The sequence below is a fragment of the Priestia sp. FSL H7-0729 genome, assembly GCF_038005685.1.
In the GTDB taxonomy this organism is placed as follows: Bacteria; Bacillota; Bacilli; order Paenibacillales; family Paenibacillaceae; genus Paenibacillus.
This window is the reverse complement of sequence record NZ_JBBOTQ010000005.1, coordinates 53,321-69,701: the sequence shown is the minus strand read 5'-3', so window position 1 is coordinate 69,701 and position 16,381 is coordinate 53,321. Positions and strand designations below refer to the sequence as shown.

Genomic DNA, 16,381 nt, shown 5'->3' with positions numbered 1-16,381 from the left:
CAACCTCTATATTCCTGTCTTAACTTCATGGAGAAAAGCGGTCTTCACCCAACTCCTGGACATGAAAAAGCCTGCCTGCCATGGCAGGCAGAGCAGGTATGTTTTATCGCTGCTGCTCCCGGTACTTGCCGGGGGTGGTTCCTGTGATTTTGCGAAACGTACGGATAAATGCGGTTGGATTGGTATAATTTAATTTCTCAGCAATCTCCGATATTTTAAGATTGGTTGTTTGCAGCCAGGTCTTTGCTTTTTCCATACGGTATTCTGCGAGATACTCCGTAAAATTGACTCCGGCTTCCTTCTTGAATACCCGACTTAGGTAGACAGGGTGAAAATTAAGCTCAGCCGCACAGGCCTCCAGCGACAATTCACGATCATAACGTTCCTCGATCAAACGTATCATGCGCCTTGCAATATTCATGTATTGGGATTCTTCCTGTTCTCGCCAGAAACGGATGACGGGCAGGAACAGCCGCTTGCGGAACCAATTGGTCATTTCGTCCAATGTGGACAACTTTAGCAAATGTGACATGGATGCTTTTTCACCCAGAACCTCGGCTACATCCCCACCTTGCTCCTGCACAAGTTGATATACACGAGACAATAACTGAACCATAATGACGGGGTATTCACTGAAATGAAGCTTCTTGTCTGCAAGCAGCCCCAAATATTGCTTAAAGTAGGTGTCTGTCTTCTCTTCATCTCCTTGCTTGAGCGCCGAAGCCAGCTGATCTTCAATCATGCGTAACTGGGTATACAACGCAGCCTCCATCTGACCACGTGGCTGTATATCCTCATAATGCAAAATAATACGGCTACCCAGACTTACCCGGCCTTGCAGAGCCTCTCGGCTCTCCTGAACTGCCCTTGGCGTATCCCCAATACAAGTGTATGAACGACTTATCCCGATACTTACGGGCAGATTCAGATACGTCACGACACGTTCGCGAATCCAGTCTGCCTGGGTGTGCATCCATTCCTTAAGATTCACTTCATCCGTGAGTTCGGAGGCAAGTACGGTGACCTGAGCATCATCCAGCATAACCGGCGTGAACCGAACTCCTGAAGGAAGGAGCTCACCTACCATATTGTTGACAGCAAACAGCAGCAGATCTCGATCCTGTTCCTCATATCGTGTCCCTTCCAACGTATCGATCTGGAGCATGAGTACACCAAGACTCGCCCATCCTGTCGGAAAATCGTACATTTCTCCCTGATATCTGAAATCTTCTTCCGAGATTTTGCCTGTTAGCAGTTTGGTCATAAAAAACTCTTGGAGATGCACATGCTGCCCCTTCATCTGCTCACGCATCGTTTTCTCGGAACTGAACAAGGTTGACAATTGCTCCTCAATATAGATAAATTCATCCTGACGGCGTCCTGATGGGATAACTGGGGAATCCAAACCTTTCGTAAATTGCAGCAGTCTGGAGATCGGTGAATACATCCGCCGACTGCCGTATATGGCGACCATTCCCGTTACACATAACATGACCAGTGTAGCGACACCGGTAACCAATGCAATTTTCTGTGACTGGGCCGTGATCTGTCCAAGAGATACAACCGACACGTATAACCAGCCATTAAGTGGAGATTGCCTATAACTAACCGCCACTTGGTTACCTTCCACCTCCGAGCTGAAGAAACCCTCTGGCTGGCCCGTCGTTCGCACCATTTCATCAATTTCCTTATTGAGCGTGTCGTATTTCCCATCTTGCTGCACATCGTTCAGAAAATACTTTTGCTCCCGATCCAGAACGTACATATCTCCGGAATTCGCATTTCGGCTCAAAAAAGTACTTATTTCCGTATCGGCGATATCAATCACAAGAAATCCCTTTGGTTTCACATTCGTTGGCATCATCGGGATTTTGAATACCATACTGACCACGTTATCCGATGATATGAGAGTAGGTGCCTGTTCGGATGTCAGTTCCCCCATGCCAGCTGACACCGGTACACTTTCTTTGGCTGAACTAGCATTTTGAGTGACCCAGAACAGGCTGTTAGTGTAGGTCAGATAAGAACCAATCCGGTCCCGAATGCTGAAATCATCCAATTTGCCAAAAGAACGCATCGAAACAACCCAATCTTCGTCCAGATTAACCAGATAGGCTTGGTCAATGTTCGTAACCGCTTGCAAGTTGTTAAAGCCTGACGTCAGGTCACGAATCTCTTGAAATTCGCTGCTGTCCAGCGGTTTCTTCATCGCTTGTAGTACCAAGGGCGAATTAACGTACTGGATGGATGATAATTGCAGGCTGCGCAGAACTTGTTCTACCCTCATTTGGGTCTGATGCAATATCTGAAGATTGCTCTCACGCACTTTCTGTTCAATGTCACGTGATGCAATTGTATACGAGACCGAACCAATAACAATGACCGGAAGGGCTCCGAGGATCAAGGTAAAACAGAGCAAACGCAGTAAATACTTCGGCAAGAAGAGCATCCTCCTTTATACGTATGTTTATTAAAATAAATCGCTTTCATTGGATTATTTTACTATTGTTATTTTAAAACCCATTCTTATTCAAGTCCACTCATTTATTCTAAAGGTTGACTTCAAACCAATTTCCAGTTTATATTGGTTGCATATTCCTCAATCAAAGGAGAGATTTTTAATGTCGGTGAATGTTCTTAACTAACCAAGTTTCATATTCAGGAGTTTGGCCTTCCATTGAGCTTGTGCCCATATGGCATACGTGTATTTCATGATGCGCCAGATCCCTGTACTTAGTTAAGAACAGCGGATATCATAAATCGCCTCCGGGATTGTCATTGTCCGGGTCTATTTCCGCGCTGTGTTCAGCGCGGATTTTTTATTATAGACCTGTAGTGGACTTTGCTTTCCCATATGTTTAGGGCGGAGAATGACGTTTGTTCATTCTCCGCCCTTTTTGCGTTTTCCAGGAATATGTTTCGCGTGTCAACTGCAATCCCAATTCAAATTCAAGGAGAGATTACGCATGAATGAAAACACATTAAACAGTTTGGGCTATCCACAAATTCAAAAAAACGTGGCAGACTGCGCCCTGTCTTATCTGGGCAAACGTTATGCCAGACAACTAAAACCGATGGTAGATGCTCACCTGATTCAGATTCGTCTGGAAGAAACAGCAGAAGCGGCTGCGTTGATTCGCTTCGGCGCCAGTATCCCCCTCCCTTCACTCGATGGAATGGAATCGATTATGGATCTGCTTGGCACCGGTTATCTATTCAGTGAACGTGACTTCAGTCATCTCGCTCAGTTCCTGCGGAGCTGTGCACAACTTATGAAATACATGGAGGGCAAATCCGGGGCCGCTCCCACTGTCAGTCGTTATGCAGCATCCATGATTCTGATCGAACCTCTGTTGAGTGAGATCGAGCGTTGCATCCATAGTGGACGCATTCAGGATCAGGCGAGCAAGGAACTGATCCGTATTCGTAAAAAAATAACGGTGAATGCGGAACGCATGAAACGAAAACTTGATTCTCTGGTGAGTAAACATCGCTCCATTATGCAGGAGCATGTCATCAGCCAACGCGGAGGAAGAACCGTTCTACCCATTAAGAAAGAGTTCCGTAAACAGGTGAAAGGCAGTGTGCTGGATGAATCCGGGAGCGGGCAAACCGTATATATCGAACCTGTTGAGTTAGTAAGTTTACAGATGGAATTAGCAGCTCTACAAGCGGAGGAGTCCAGAGAGGAGATGAGGATTCTCGGTGATTTAACCTCCCTGGCCGAATCGTATAACCGTGAAATTGCCCTGAACACCGAAACGGTAGGTGTATTGGACTTTCTCTTTGCCAAAGCCAAATATGCGGCCACCATGGACGGACGTACCGTTCGAGTCAATACTCAGGGCCATATCAGTCTTCAACGTGCACGTCATCCGTTCATGGGTTCTTCCATGGTTCCCCTTGATTTTGCCATCGGCAGAACGTACTCGTCGCTCATTATTACTGGCCCGAATACCGGGGGGAAAACGGTCGCACTCAAAACACTTGGTTTACTAACCCTGATGATGCAATCCGGTTTGCTTATTCCGGTAGAGGAAGGTGGCGAGATGGCTGTTTATACCGAGATAGCGGTTGATATTGGTGACGGGCAGAGTTTGGAACAAGCGCTCAGTACATTCTCAGCACATATTAGCAATATGATTGGCATACTGGAACAGGCCAATACCTCAACTCTGGTGCTCATTGATGAGATGGCTTCTGGCACAGATCCCGGTGAAGGTGTCGGACTGTCCATCGTCATGCTGGAGGAGTTGCAGAGCCGCGGAGCAACCGTTGTGGCGACAACACATTTTGGTGAAATCAAACATTTTGCTGCTGCCACGCCAGGATTCGAAAATGCCCGTATGGAATTTGACACCGTTTCTCTCCAGCCGCTGTATCGATTACGAATCGGAGAGGCTGGTGAGAGCTATGCTTATTCCATCGCATTAAAGCTGGGCATGCCACAGCGAATTATAGAGCGATCCAAGTCCCTGTCCGATCAAAGTATTTCGAGAGATCGATCATTTGTGTTCACGTCACCTCCTTTGGCAACTCCGGTCCTGACGCCTGAGCATTCCGTTGCAGAATCAGTCAGCCCAACAGAGTTATCAAGGAGGAACCAGTCAAAGCAGTCAAAGGATTCAGTGGGTCTCCACAAAAAGACAACAACCAGAGAGGCGGATTCTCCTGCTCCTGCCCAACCTTTCCGCAAAGGGGATCGGGTGTATGCGGCCTATCTCAATCAGTCGGGCATTGTCTGTGATGTGGAGGATAGCCGGGGAAATATCGGGGTCATGCTACGCGGACGCAAAGTCAAAATTCATAAGAAACGCCTGACCCTGCATATATCTGCCAATGAACTTTATCCGGGAGATGACTATGATCTGGACATTGTGCTTGAGACAAAGGAAAATCGAAAGAAGCGTAAGTTGATGGGACGCAAACATGTGGAAGGCCTACAGATCGAATTACCGCCCGAAGAATAAACAATGGGAGATACAGATGTCGTGGATTGGCATTTAAATGTACAGTGAAGTACAGTGAATTCCATAATCACCGACGCATTTCTGTTATACTGGGACCAGTATGTTCAACTTCAGCTTGTAGCTATTCCACAGGGAGGGAAGGACCCCATGCCTGCAGAACAAGACGATCAAGAGCACATCCCTATCGATGTTCTTGTCTGCCCATTATGCGGCGAAGCTAATCGCTGTTCCTATGCCGCAGGACATCCTCATTCGGAATGCTGGTGTAACCGGGCTACTTTCCCCGAGGGTGTATTTGACCGCATTCCGCCAGAGCAGCGCCGAAAATCGTGCATATGCCAACGTTGTTTGGATGAATATGCCGATAAACGTCAATCCAAAGAAGAGCCACACAGTTAACAACTGTATGGCTCTTCTTCATTATGCCTGATCTATACTATTAGCTGGCTACCACTGCTCTTACATTTGGTTATACTGAGCAACAGCCTGCTCAAGCACCGGATGATGCTCATCCATGGATGTATAATGGTAGAGCGCAGCTGTAATTCCCTTCTGGCGAATCATGTCCTGAAGCTCAACTGCTTCCGGATCATCGGAGACATCGAACTTGCAGGCTGCTGCCATACCCATAGTCAGATAAGTCGTATCAGTTCCATCCGCATATGCCTGAAGGGCAGGGCGAACCAGACGATCATTCGGAGACAATTTGCGCAGCGGGGAACGACCAACACGACTAACCTCATCGGTGAGATACGGGTTGACGAACCGTCCCAATATTTTGACAATATACTGCTCATGCTCTTCCGGATTGAATGCAAAACGCTTCACCAGAACTTTTCCAGTTTCCCGCAAAGCGCCGTAGACAATCGATTTTACTTTCTCGTCGGCGATAGCCTTCTGAATCGTGTCATACCCGTGCACATTACCGATGTACGCTGCAACGCAGTGACCTGTATTAACCGTGAAAAGCTTCCGTTCAATATACGGCTCAAGATCATCGACATATACAATGCCTTCAACTGGTTTGAATGCAGGAGCCATCTGGGAACGATCCACCACCCACTCGTAAAAAGGCTCCACCTGTACATGTAACGGATCTTCATGATGCTGTATAGGCACAATTCGGTCTACGGCCGAATCAGGAAAATAAATGTATTGATCCGCAAGAGAACGTACCTCTTCATTGAGCAGAGCATATACATGCTCTTTCAATTGTGTACTGGCTCCAATGGCGTTCTCGCAAGCAATAATGTGAAGAGGATTTTGTCCAGGGCCGGAATTCAGTCTTTTCTCAAGTCCCTTCGCAATACCTGGTGCAATATGTTTCAGCACGCCCACACCCACTGCGGTTGTGATTAGATCAGCTTCCACCACGGTTTGGGCAACCGTCTCCAGTTGGGTTCCATCGATTGCATTTACGCCTGTCACAGTCTCCTGATCTTTGCTCTCGTTAGCCAGTTCCACCGTATACTGCCCCCGTTGCTGAAGAGCGGTTACCAATTCCTGATTCACGTCGGAGAAAACAACCTCATACCCTGCACGAGACAGAATCAATCCAATAAAACCGCGTCCAATGTTACCCGCGCCAAAGTGTAGAGCCTTCATAGCTCCATTTCACTTTCCAGAATAGCGATTACTTCTTCGGCTGTTTTCGCAAGACGCAGGGCCTCCATGTTCTCATCCTCAGCACAGATTACCGCGATGCTAGTCAAGATCTCCATATGTTCCCCGCCTTGAGCCGCGATACCAATGACCATATAAGCCTTTTCATCGCCAAAATCAACACCCTGTGGATACTGAATAACGGAGATACCTGTGGATAAAATGAATGCTTTGGATTCCTTCGTACCGTGCGGAATAGCCAGGCCGTTCCCTACATAAGTCGAGACAATCTCTTCACGTTCAATCATCTTCTCAATGTAATCCGCAGTAATATGTCCCGCATCCTTCAAAATCTGTCCTGCCATACGGATTGCTTCGTATTTGTCCTGAGCCGTCGCATTCATGATGACTTTATCTGTTGTTAACATACTCATAATTTTTGACCTCCAATTTCGGTTTTACTACGATAAAATCCAACCAGTTCCTGGGACAGGTAATGAATGAGTTCATCCCTGATTCCCTTTTCCAGTAATGTAATCATCTCTTCCTGTAATAACAGGGCGCTGATCTCACTGAGAACCTCCAGACTTTCCTTGGATAATTCTCTGGGACCAAGCATCAAGAGGATATGGGTAACTCCTGCCGGATCATCCGGCGTACGAAGAAGTGGCTCAGTGAGCTGAAACAAGCTAATGGACGGCCTGTAAATCCCCTCACTCCGTGTATGAAACAACGCAAGTCTTGTGCCAGGAATCTTCTGACTCCCCACTGCTTCACGGGCCTCGAGCCGTTTTGCGACCTCTTCCGGTTCCTTCAGCACACCCGTTCCATGGAGTACACTACACATCGCATATACAGTCTTATAGAAACCGACATCCTGGTTATCCAGCGGATACACCTGAAACTTGCCAATGATTCGGACGATTTCAACTAAAATAGCTTCCATTCCATCAGGGTCCGAGTAACGAGTTGTCGTCTGAACCTCTGTTTCATGCGGCTTGTTATGCTGCTGTTGCAGCGTTGTAGTTTTAATAAAATGACGCAGACGTTCGCTCTCTTCAGCCGTAAGCAGTGGACTCACTTTGTAATACTGGTGCTCCTCCATCGGCAAGTCGACAGTGGATAACACCAGATCATACTGATCTGTAGGAATCCGGGCAGCCTCATACCAGGAGACGCTATCCATGATGCGAATCTCGGGAATTTCCTTTGACAGACGGCTAGACAACATCCGTGATGATCCAATTCCGCTTGTACACACGATGATCGCCCGGATCTCCCGTTTCAATGCACGTAATCTCTCGATAGAAGCCCCAAAGTGCATGACTAGAAAACCAATTTCCTCATCCGGAACGTCTGTGCCTGGCCAAGCTTGATGCACGGATTTTTTGACATCTTCAAAAAGTGAATCATAATCCTTGCGGATCTGCTGCAGTAGCGGATTACGAATCATCTGGTGCCCTTCAATACGCTCCAATACAGGTTCCATATGACCAAGTAGACCTTCTCGAAGCAAACGATCCTCTTGAAAGGCATAATGCGTTCTCGCCTGCATCTGATCAATCAGCGAATGTACCCTGTCCAGTAAAATCAAGTCATCAATTGGCAACAGCCTCGAAGAGTGAATCCGTTGCTCTGTCTCAATTAATAGTCTGTGAAAATAAGCTTGCTCATCTTGGGAGAATGTCAGCCCCAGTTGAGTGGATAACACACTACACAAGCGTGAAGCCATATAAGGTGGAACCTTCATCTCATCCTGCGCTGCAACTGCATCTCCCGTGTTCTCTCGTGGAGACATACCACCAATACCAAAGCCTTTACGAATACGTACAACCGCTACAGATAATTGAATCAGCAGCTTCATGTATTGGCGTTCCGGGATGTTCTCCAGCCATTCGATATCCGGTTGCCATAACGCATTTTCGATCGTAAGCACATCACCGTGTCCGATCATATCCAGCAATTTTTGGTTTACGATGGATCCCCCTTGTTCAGGCTGTCTTCCGAACAGGTCGGACTCATCCAAAAATTCCAAAGCAAGTGCAGCTATAGCCGTGCGATAAATCGTCTCACTGCCGTTAATCTTGACACCATATCCACGTCTGCGAACTAGCTTCAAGCCAGCCTGACGAATTCGTGACTCCAGATCATCCAGATCCGTGGTTACGGTAGATACGGTCACTTTCAGATCCGAAGCCAGCGCGAGCAACTTAACAGGCTCCGGTTCATCAAGCAGGATGCAAAGCATGAAGAGCTTACGCTCTTCGGGCGTAAACTCTACATATTCCTTACCCTCTAGTTGCTCGCGCAATACAGCCAGCTCATCGGAACTGGCATCGATTCGGATACCGGTTCCTGATTTTTTTTCCAGCCTCATGCCTATAGGTTCAAGCCATTGTTCAATCATTTGCAGCTCCCGGTGAACCGTTCGGGTACTGACCTTTACTTCAACGGCGATTTCGCCGGCTGTTACTTCATGTGGATGCTCCAGCAGAAACTCCACGATTTCACGTTGTCTTTTGGTAATACTCATAGCTCAGCCTCCGGCTCAGGGAAAACGAATGCGTGCAATTACTTTAGACGTTCAACGAGCGCATCGTATTCCGGGCTTTTTAGGAAGTTGTCGATGGATATATGTTCTGCGTTCGGTGCAACGGAGCGGGCACGATCGGTTAATACTTGTTGTGTGATCACCACGTCTGCATCCGGCGGGATTTCACTGATGGCCGTGTTGGTCACCGTAACGTCAATCCCCTCTGCTTTCATCTTCTTGCGAAGAATGGAAGCGCCCATGGCACTTGACCCCATGCCTGCATCACATGAGAAGACAATTTTCTTCACGTCTGTCTTCACTGTAGAAGAAGCCATATCTACGGCTCTGTCTGCTTCACGTTGATTAGCCGTAATGCCAGCGTTTGGCACGGTTCCTTGACTCTTCATGTCTTTCATCCGACTGGATGCGGACTCCAGATCTTCGTCCTTTTGTTTACCTGTTTTCAGCAACACTGCTGCAACCAGGAATGAAACGACGGCTGCTACAAGTACCCCTGCGAGCATCGGCAGGTATCCACCTTTTGGTGTTAAGAGGAAATACGCGATAATACTACCCGGTGATGGTGCTGAAACAAGTCCTGCCCCGGTGAGCATGAATGTTAATGTACCTGCGACGCCACCTGCGATTGCGGCAAGAATCAGAATCGGTCTCATCAGAATGTAAGGGAAGTAGATCTCATGAATTCCCCCGAAGAAATGAATGATAACGGCACCTGGTGCAGAAGATTTGGCCATTCCGCGTCCGAAGAAGCAGTAAGCTAGCAAGATACCAAGTCCCGGACCTGGGTTGGATTCAAGCATGTATAGAACAGATTGTCCTAACTCTCTTGCTTGATCGGTTGCTATCGGGGTCAGAATCCCGTGGTTGATTGCATTGTTCAGGAACAATACTTTACCTGGTTCAATGATTAGGTTGACCAGCGGTAGCAGGCCCAGATTCATCAGACCTTGTACGCCGGCAGACAATACTTTGCTAATCGCTTCTACAGCAGGCCCAATACCCAGTAGAGCAAAGATCCCCAAGATCCCGCCAATAATACCGGCTGAGAAGTTGTTAACGAGCATTTCAAATCCGGCTTTAACTTTACCTTCGATCGATTTATCGAATTTTTTAATGATCCATGCTGCTAAAGGTCCGGCGATCATGGCCCCGAGGAACATCGGAATATCACTACCCACAATGACCCCGATGGTCATAATGGCACCTACGACACCACCACGCTGACCATGCACCATCGTACCCCCGGTGTAACCAATCAACAGTGGCAGCAAATATTTGATCATCGGATCAACTAGCTGCGCAAGCGTCTCGTTAGGGAACCAACCTGTTGGAATGAACAGAGCCGTAATTAATCCCCAGGCGATAAATGCACCCATATTCGGCATGACCATACCGCTCAGGAATCGGCCAAAACGCTGCACACCTACCCGTAGCCCACCTTTGGAATTGGACGATTGGTCCAAATTACTCATTGTATTATCCTCCTCGGATCAAGTGATTATGATTTATGAAAGGGGTATCATTTCTCCCCTGCTGTAATCCTAAGCGAGAATGCTCTCCTGTTCAATCAAATGAAAGCGTACTTTCGTCATGAACAATGATGACAACATTAGGTTATGTAATCGTTTTAATTGATGCATAATGGCTGAAACCATTGGTACACAAGGCTTTTCTTGCCTATGACTTTTGTCATTTCCAGCATCATTTTCTACCCTATAGCTTGGTCCAATCAGAGGATTTACATCCACAATCTGCTTAATTTCACATTCTCAATCGTTCTTGAAAAACACAAAAAACCTGTGCAAGCATTCGGCTCACACAGGTCAAAACTATTTAAAGCTCATTTTATTTTGTTATAAAATATATGTTAATAAGTACAAGTTCGTGGATCCTATTCTTCCGTATGTTTACGATACGCTTCTGCATTCATCAATGAAGATAATGCTGCTGTCAGATCTCCCTCAACACGAATCTCAATCATCCAGCCTTCCTCGTAAGGAGAGCTGTTCACGAGTTCAGGTGAATCTTGCAATGAATCATTGACTGCAATAATTGAACCTGTGACGGGAGAGAACAAGTCCGACACCGTTTTGACCGATTCGATCGTTCCAATGCTGTCTTCTGCTTTTACATTGGATTCAAGGTCAGGCAATTCCACAAACACAATGTCACCCAGCTGATGCTGCGCGAACTCGGTAATGCCAATACGTACAGTATCCTCCCCTACGGTTTGCACCCATTCGTGCTCTTCACTGTACAGGAAATCACTTTTCAATTCGCTCATCGATATCCGCCTCGCTTTTCATTAATGAGTGCATGCGTTCTTTGACCCTAACCTTTTTCCCAGAACATAGCGTATGATATTTTTGATTCAAATGTCAAGATACCTCACAATTTATTTGATAATGGCCTCCTCAAACCGTAACCTGAATACACTCTTTCTACATATACTGGTGAATATTAGAATAGTAAGCGCAACCTTTTTAAATACACGAACGATAAAATGAAATTTAAAATAAACATTCGGTTTTTAATCATTATTTATGATATCGTTCTTGACATAGGTAGTGGATTCACGTTTTAATGAGAGGAGTAAATGTGTTTATTGGACTATGTTATACCCGCGGATGAATGTAAAGGGAGAGATTACCCGTGACACCCGATTCGGGATGTACATGAGGTAACGCCGAAGGAGTAAACCACCGATAAGCGGGGGTGAATCTCTCAGGCAAAAGGACTTTTACGGGACGCAACTCTGGAGAGCATCTATTCGCCCTGTGCGGGCGTCATGATCACCCAAGGGGAAACCTGCTTTACTAATGTGGCGGGGTAACTCTCAGGTACAAGGGACAGAGCCTTAGAATGCAGCGTGCTACTTGGCATGCCGATTCTTTGGCCTGTCCTTTTCCTTTTTCCCAAAAAAAACGAAATACAGGATGTAGAACGGCGCTGCCATAGCTGCCTTACCATACTTATCTACGAATGACTCCTAACTGAAAATTAAAAAATACTCTGGTTCATTGATCCACGATTGCATATTCGGCCGTTTGACGGCCCATGACGAGGTGATTTGATGTCCGATTTGCTTAGAACACCACTCTTCCCACTATATCAACAATATGAAGGCGTACGGTGCATTGATTTTGGAGGCTGGGAACTTCCGGTGCAATTCAGCGGAATCCAGAAAGAGCATGAAGCGGTGCGTGAGCGTGCTGGACTGTTTGATGTATCCCATATGGGCGAATTTACGGTACAGGGTGAGCAGGCTGAAACATTTTTGCAACAAATGATGACCAATGATGTGACCACGCTGGTTCCGGGTCAAGCCCAGTACACCCTGATGTGTTATCCAGATGGCGGTGTGGTGGATGATCTGCTCGTGTATAAGCTGGAAGATCAGCATTATATGCTTGTCGTTAACGCCTCCAATATCGATAAGGATTGGGCATGGCTTCAAGAGCATCTGATCCCTGGGGTAAGCATGACCAACGATTCGGAGCAGACGGCACTTCTCGCCCTGCAAGGACCACTGGCTGTAGATATTATCAGAAAAGTTACAGATACGGATGTATCCACGATTGAACCGTTTCGTTTTGTGCAGAATGCCGAAGTCTGTGGAGTAAAATTGCTGTTGTCCCGTACCGGTTATACCGGTGAAGATGGCTTTGAACTATATGTTCCTGCGGACCAGGCCGCTGCGGTGTGGAATGGATTAATGCAAGCTGGTGAAGGTTACGGACTCGTACCAACCGGACTTGGTGCCCGGGATACGCTGCGCTTTGAAGCGAGGCTGCCCCTGTATGGTCAGGAATTGTCGGCAACCATCTCTCCGCTTGAAGCTGGTGTTGGCATGTTTGTTAAGCTGAATGCTGGACCTTTTATCGGACACGAAGCCTTGTTACAGCAGAAAAATGACGGTCCCGCCCGTAAGCTGGTCGGCATCGAAGTGCTGGAGCGTGGCATTCCACGCCCCCACTATCCGATTTACGCCGAAGGCGTACAGATCGGTGAAGTAACAACAGGTACGCAATCACCTACATTGAAGCGTAATCTGGGGCTTGCCCTCATCGACAGCAAATATGCTGCGCTCGGAACCCCGCTTGAGATTGAGATCCGCGGCAAGAAACTGAAAGCCGAGGTCGTAAAGACCCCTTTTCATAAACGGACACGTACGTCAAAGACACCTACTCAAGGAGCTGATCAAGCATGAGCAAGCACCGTTATATTCCCATGACCGAGCAAGATCAGAGCGCCATGCTCGCAACCATCGGTGTCGATACGCTGGAGGAACTGTTCCAGGACATTCCGCAGGAGATTCGTTATCAGGGCGAGCTGCCCGTATCCTCCAAACTCGATGAATATGCGCTGACACGTCACATGTCCAAACAAGCTGGTGCCAATGCCAATTTCGAAACTCACGCCAGCTTCCTCGGCGCAGGCATATACGATCATCATGTTCCTTCCGTCATCAATCATGTCATTTCCCGTTCCGAGTTCTACACTGCCTACACACCTTATCAGCCTGAGATCAGCCAAGGTGAATTACAGGCCATTTTCGAATTTCAATCCTACATCTGTGAATTGACCGGTATGGCTGTAGCCAATGCCAGCATGTATGACGGCGCAACCGCCTTTGCCGAAGCAGGGAATCTGGCCGCAGCGGCAACTCGTCGCAAACAGCTCATCGTATCCCGTACCGTTCATCCGGAAGCCCGTCAGGTATTGCAGGCATATGCGCATGGACTCCGTTTGGAGATTGTCGAGATCGGCTATAAGGATGGAGTCACAGACTGGAATGCCTTGCAAGCCGCCATATCGGATGATACCGCAGCTGTCATGATCCAGAGCCCAAACTTCTTTGGTGCCGTGGAAAATGTAAAGCAAGCCGCCGACCTCGTGCATGCGCACAAGGGTCTCCTCGTTGTAAGTGCTAACCCGCTATCGCTGGGTCTGCTGGAAGCCCCAGGCAAGCTGGGTGCCGACATCGTTGTAGGCGATGCGCAGCCCCTTGGCATCGCCGCTTCACTCGGCGGCCCGACATGCGGATATTTCGCCGCATCCCAGCCCCATATGCGCCGGATACCCGGACGGATCGTTGGTCAGACAACTGACCGCAACGGCAAACGCGGTTTTGTACTGACATTGCAAGCACGTGAACAGCACATTCGCCGCGAAAAGGCGACATCCAATATCTGTTCCAACCAGGCTTTGCTTGCGCTCAGCGCATCTGTCTATATGTCCATCATGGGTAAACAAGGCATGATGGATGTCGCAGATCTGAATCTGCAAAAGAGCCATTACACGCTGAATACATTAACTGCGATTCCCGGCGTTAGCCTAACGTTTAATGCCCCAACATTCAATGAATTTGTGATTAAGCTGCCTGAAGGAACCGACGTGGATGCCCTTCAATTGAAACTGCTGGATGCGGGCTTTATCGGTGGCTACGAACTCGGACGTGATTATCCGGAGCTTGCCGGACATATGCTGATTGCTGTTACAGAACGGCGCACTAAGGAAGAGATTGACGAATTCGCACGAGCATTGGAGGGATCACTGTGACTCAGGAAACGACGACAACGACAACATCGGTACAAAAACAATCGGAAACAGGTACCTCTGTCTCCACTTCGGTTCAACCTGAGACGGATACAACATTTAGTACACAGACCTTATCTCCTGCTCCAGAACAATCATTGATTTTTGAACTCAGCAGCCCTGGGCGTGTCGCTTATTCCTTGCCAGAATGTGACGTTCCTCGCCAGTCTGCCGACACGTTGATTCCCCGGGAAATGCTCCGTTCGGAAGCAGCGGCACTGCCAGAAGTGTTCGAGGTAGATGTTATCAGGCACTATACTGCGCTATCCCGTCGCAACTTCGGCGTAGATAACGGATTCTACCCCCTGGGCTCTTGTACAATGAAATATAATCCAAAGATTAATGAGGATGTTGCACGTTATAACGGTTTCGCCAAAATCCATCCGTACCAGCATGAATCCAGCATTCAAGGTGCACTTGAACTGTTATATACGTTGCAAAACGACCTTGCAGGTCTGACAGGTATGGACGCTGTGACCTTGCAACCGGCCGCTGGTGCCCATGGTGAATGGACTGGACTCATGATGATTCGTGCCTACCACGAAGGTCGTGGTGAACAACGTACCAAAGTCATCGTGCCCGATTCTTCGCATGGTACCAACCCGGCAAGTGCAACCGTTGCAGGATTCGAGACGGTGACAATTCCGTCCCGTGCAGACGGACTGGTTGATCTGGACGCGCTCCGTGCAGCCGTTAGCTCGGATACAGCAGCATTGATGTTGACGAACCCGAATACACTTGGTTTGTTCGAGAAAGACATTCAGGAGATTGCATCCATCGTACATCAGGCCGGTGGCTTGCTGTACTACGATGGGGCGAACTCCAATGCCATTATGGGCATTACCCGTCCGGGTGATATGGGCTTTGATGTGGTGCATCTGAACTTGCACAAAACGATGAGTACGCCTCATGGCGGTGGTGGACCCGGTGCCGGACCCGTCGGGGTGAAGAGCCGTCTGATCCCGTTCCTGCCTAAACCGATGGTCATTAAGAACGAACAGGGCGTATATGCACTGGACCGTGAAGGAGATCAATCCATTGGTCGAGTGAAAGCCTACTACGGCAACTTCGGTATTCTGGTACGTGCCTATGCCTATATTCGCACCTATGGACCGGAAGGCTTACGCCGTGTCTCTGAATGTGCGGTACTGAATGCCAACTATATGATGGCACGTCTCGCACCTTACTACGAGATTCCATATCCAGGCGTATGTAAACATGAATTCGTCATGTCTGGTCGGGGATTAAAGCAGTACGGTGTACGTACACTGGACGTTGCCAAACGTTTGCTTGATTTTGGATATCACCCGCCTACGGTGTACTTCCCTCTCAATGTGGAGGAATGCATCATGATTGAGCCGACAGAAACCGAAAGCAAAGAAACGCTGGATGGATTCATTGATACGATGATACGGATTGCCAAAGAAGCGGAAGAGACACCTGAATTGGTACTGAACGCACCTTACGGAACACCGGTTACTCGTCTTGATGAAACAACAGCAGCTCGTAAACCTGTACTGAACTGCGCTTGCAGTTAATCCAATCATTGTTATCACGAAAGCTCTTGCTGACATTCCAATCAGCAAGAGCTTTTCCAGTTGCCTTCCCTCCGAATCATATTATCCCGCTCATAACAAAAAAAGCCGATATCCACAGT

11 protein-coding genes and 2 riboswitches are annotated in these 16,381 nt (G+C 47.8%); of the genes, 5 read left to right on the top strand and 6 right to left on the bottom strand.

Annotation, left to right across the window (positions count from 1 at the left end):
- Positions 1 to 103: 103 nt before the first annotated feature.
- Positions 104 to 2,440 (bottom strand): AraC family transcriptional regulator, encoded by a 2,337-nt coding sequence (locus MHH93_RS13550; RefSeq protein WP_500054435.1) that lies wholly within the window; start codon positions 2,438 to 2,440, stop codon positions 104 to 106.
- A 526-nt stretch (positions 2,441 to 2,966) separates the two neighbouring features.
- Between MHH93_RS13550 and MHH93_RS13545 the strand changes: the two genes are divergently transcribed.
- Together MHH93_RS13545 and MHH93_RS13540 are read left to right on the top strand one after the other, a co-directional pair.
- Complete coding sequence (locus MHH93_RS13545; RefSeq protein WP_500054434.1) at positions 2,967 to 4,970, top strand: endonuclease MutS2; 2,004 nt, start codon at positions 2,967 to 2,969, stop codon at positions 4,968 to 4,970.
- A 147-nt stretch (positions 4,971 to 5,117) separates the two neighbouring features.
- Positions 5,118 to 5,369, top strand: coding sequence for a cysteine-rich CWC family protein (locus MHH93_RS13540; RefSeq protein ID WP_500054433.1), 252 nt, complete (start codon positions 5,118 to 5,120; stop codon positions 5,367 to 5,369).
- Positions 5,370 to 5,429: 60 nt separating this feature from the next.
- Here the strand turns inward: MHH93_RS13540 and MHH93_RS13535 are convergent, their stop codons facing one another.
- From MHH93_RS13535 to gcvH, 5 genes are all read right to left on the bottom strand, one after another.
- Positions 5,430 to 6,575: a mannitol-1-phosphate 5-dehydrogenase gene (locus MHH93_RS13535; RefSeq protein ID WP_500054432.1), complete on the bottom strand. Its 1,146-nt coding sequence runs from the start codon at positions 6,573 to 6,575 to the stop codon at positions 5,430 to 5,432.
- Positions 6,572 to 7,006 (bottom strand): PTS mannitol transporter subunit IIA, encoded by a 435-nt coding sequence (locus MHH93_RS13530; protein ID WP_339236891.1) that lies wholly within the window; start codon positions 7,004 to 7,006, stop codon positions 6,572 to 6,574. The genes MHH93_RS13535 and MHH93_RS13530 overlap by 4 nt, the downstream gene beginning before the upstream one ends.
- The gene (locus MHH93_RS13525) at positions 7,003 to 9,105 is read right to left on the bottom strand and encodes a BglG family transcription antiterminator (protein ID WP_500054430.1); all 2,103 of its coding nucleotides are present in this window, start codon (positions 9,103 to 9,105) and stop codon (positions 7,003 to 7,005) included. The genes MHH93_RS13530 and MHH93_RS13525 overlap by 4 nt, the downstream gene beginning before the upstream one ends.
- A 38-nt stretch (positions 9,106 to 9,143) precedes the next feature.
- On the bottom strand, positions 9,144 to 10,598 hold the full coding sequence (locus MHH93_RS13520) for a PTS mannitol transporter subunit IIBC (RefSeq protein ID WP_500054429.1): 1,455 nt from the start codon (positions 10,596 to 10,598) through the stop codon (positions 9,144 to 9,146).
- A gap of 419 nt (positions 10,599 to 11,017) precedes the next feature.
- The gene (gene gcvH / locus MHH93_RS13515; RefSeq protein WP_440390307.1) at positions 11,018 to 11,410 is read right to left on the bottom strand and encodes a glycine cleavage system protein GcvH; all 393 of its coding nucleotides are present in this window, start codon (positions 11,408 to 11,410) and stop codon (positions 11,018 to 11,020) included.
- A 343-nt stretch (positions 11,411 to 11,753) separates the two neighbouring features.
- A riboswitch (glycine riboswitch) is annotated at positions 11,754 to 11,876 on the top strand.
- 3 nt (positions 11,877 to 11,879) lie between these two features.
- A riboswitch (glycine riboswitch) is annotated at positions 11,880 to 11,981 on the top strand.
- 218 nt (positions 11,982 to 12,199) lie between these two features.
- Between gcvH and gcvT the strand changes: the two genes are divergently transcribed.
- The 3 genes from gcvT to gcvPB all read left to right on the top strand — a co-directional run bounded on the left by gcvT (position 12,200) and on the right by gcvPB (position 16,262).
- Entirely contained in the window at positions 12,200 to 13,336 is a 1,137-nt protein-coding gene (gene gcvT / locus MHH93_RS13510) for a glycine cleavage system aminomethyltransferase GcvT (protein WP_500054428.1), read from the top strand.
- Positions 13,333 to 14,688 (top strand): aminomethyl-transferring glycine dehydrogenase subunit GcvPA, encoded by a 1,356-nt coding sequence (gene gcvPA, locus MHH93_RS13505; RefSeq protein WP_500054427.1) that lies wholly within the window; start codon positions 13,333 to 13,335, stop codon positions 14,686 to 14,688. The genes gcvT and gcvPA overlap by 4 nt, the downstream gene beginning before the upstream one ends.
- 134 nt (positions 14,689 to 14,822) lie before the next feature.
- Entirely contained in the window at positions 14,823 to 16,262 is a 1,440-nt protein-coding gene (gcvPB, locus tag MHH93_RS13500; protein ID WP_500054711.1) for an aminomethyl-transferring glycine dehydrogenase subunit GcvPB, read from the top strand.
- Positions 16,263 to 16,381 lie beyond the last annotated feature (119 nt).

Excerpts from the sequence above, each read along its gene's own strand:
- MHH93_RS13545 (WP_500054434.1), top strand. The coding sequence starts at position 2,967 with ATGAATGAAAACACATTAAACAGTTTGGGCTATCCACAAATTCAAAAA.
- MHH93_RS13525 (WP_500054430.1), bottom strand. The coding sequence starts at position 9,105 with ATGAGTATTACCAAAAGACAACGTGAAATCGTGGAGTTTCTGCTGGAG.
- MHH93_RS13520 (WP_500054429.1), bottom strand. The coding sequence starts at position 10,598 with ATGAGTAATTTGGACCAATCGTCCAATTCCAAAGGTGGGCTACGGGTA.
- MHH93_RS13535 (WP_500054432.1), bottom strand. The coding sequence starts at position 6,575 with ATGAAGGCTCTACACTTTGGCGCGGGTAACATTGGACGCGGTTTTATT.
- MHH93_RS13530 (WP_339236891.1), bottom strand. The coding sequence starts at position 7,006 with ATGAGTATGTTAACAACAGATAAAGTCATCATGAATGCGACGGCTCAG.
- gcvPA (WP_500054427.1), top strand. The coding sequence starts at position 13,333 with ATGAGCAAGCACCGTTATATTCCCATGACCGAGCAAGATCAGAGCGCC.
- gcvH (WP_440390307.1), bottom strand. The coding sequence starts at position 11,410 with ATGAGCGAATTGAAAAGTGATTTCCTGTACAGTGAAGAGCACGAATGG.
- gcvT (WP_500054428.1), top strand. The coding sequence starts at position 12,200 with ATGTCCGATTTGCTTAGAACACCACTCTTCCCACTATATCAACAATAT.
- MHH93_RS13540 (WP_500054433.1), top strand. The coding sequence starts at position 5,118 with ATGCCTGCAGAACAAGACGATCAAGAGCACATCCCTATCGATGTTCTT.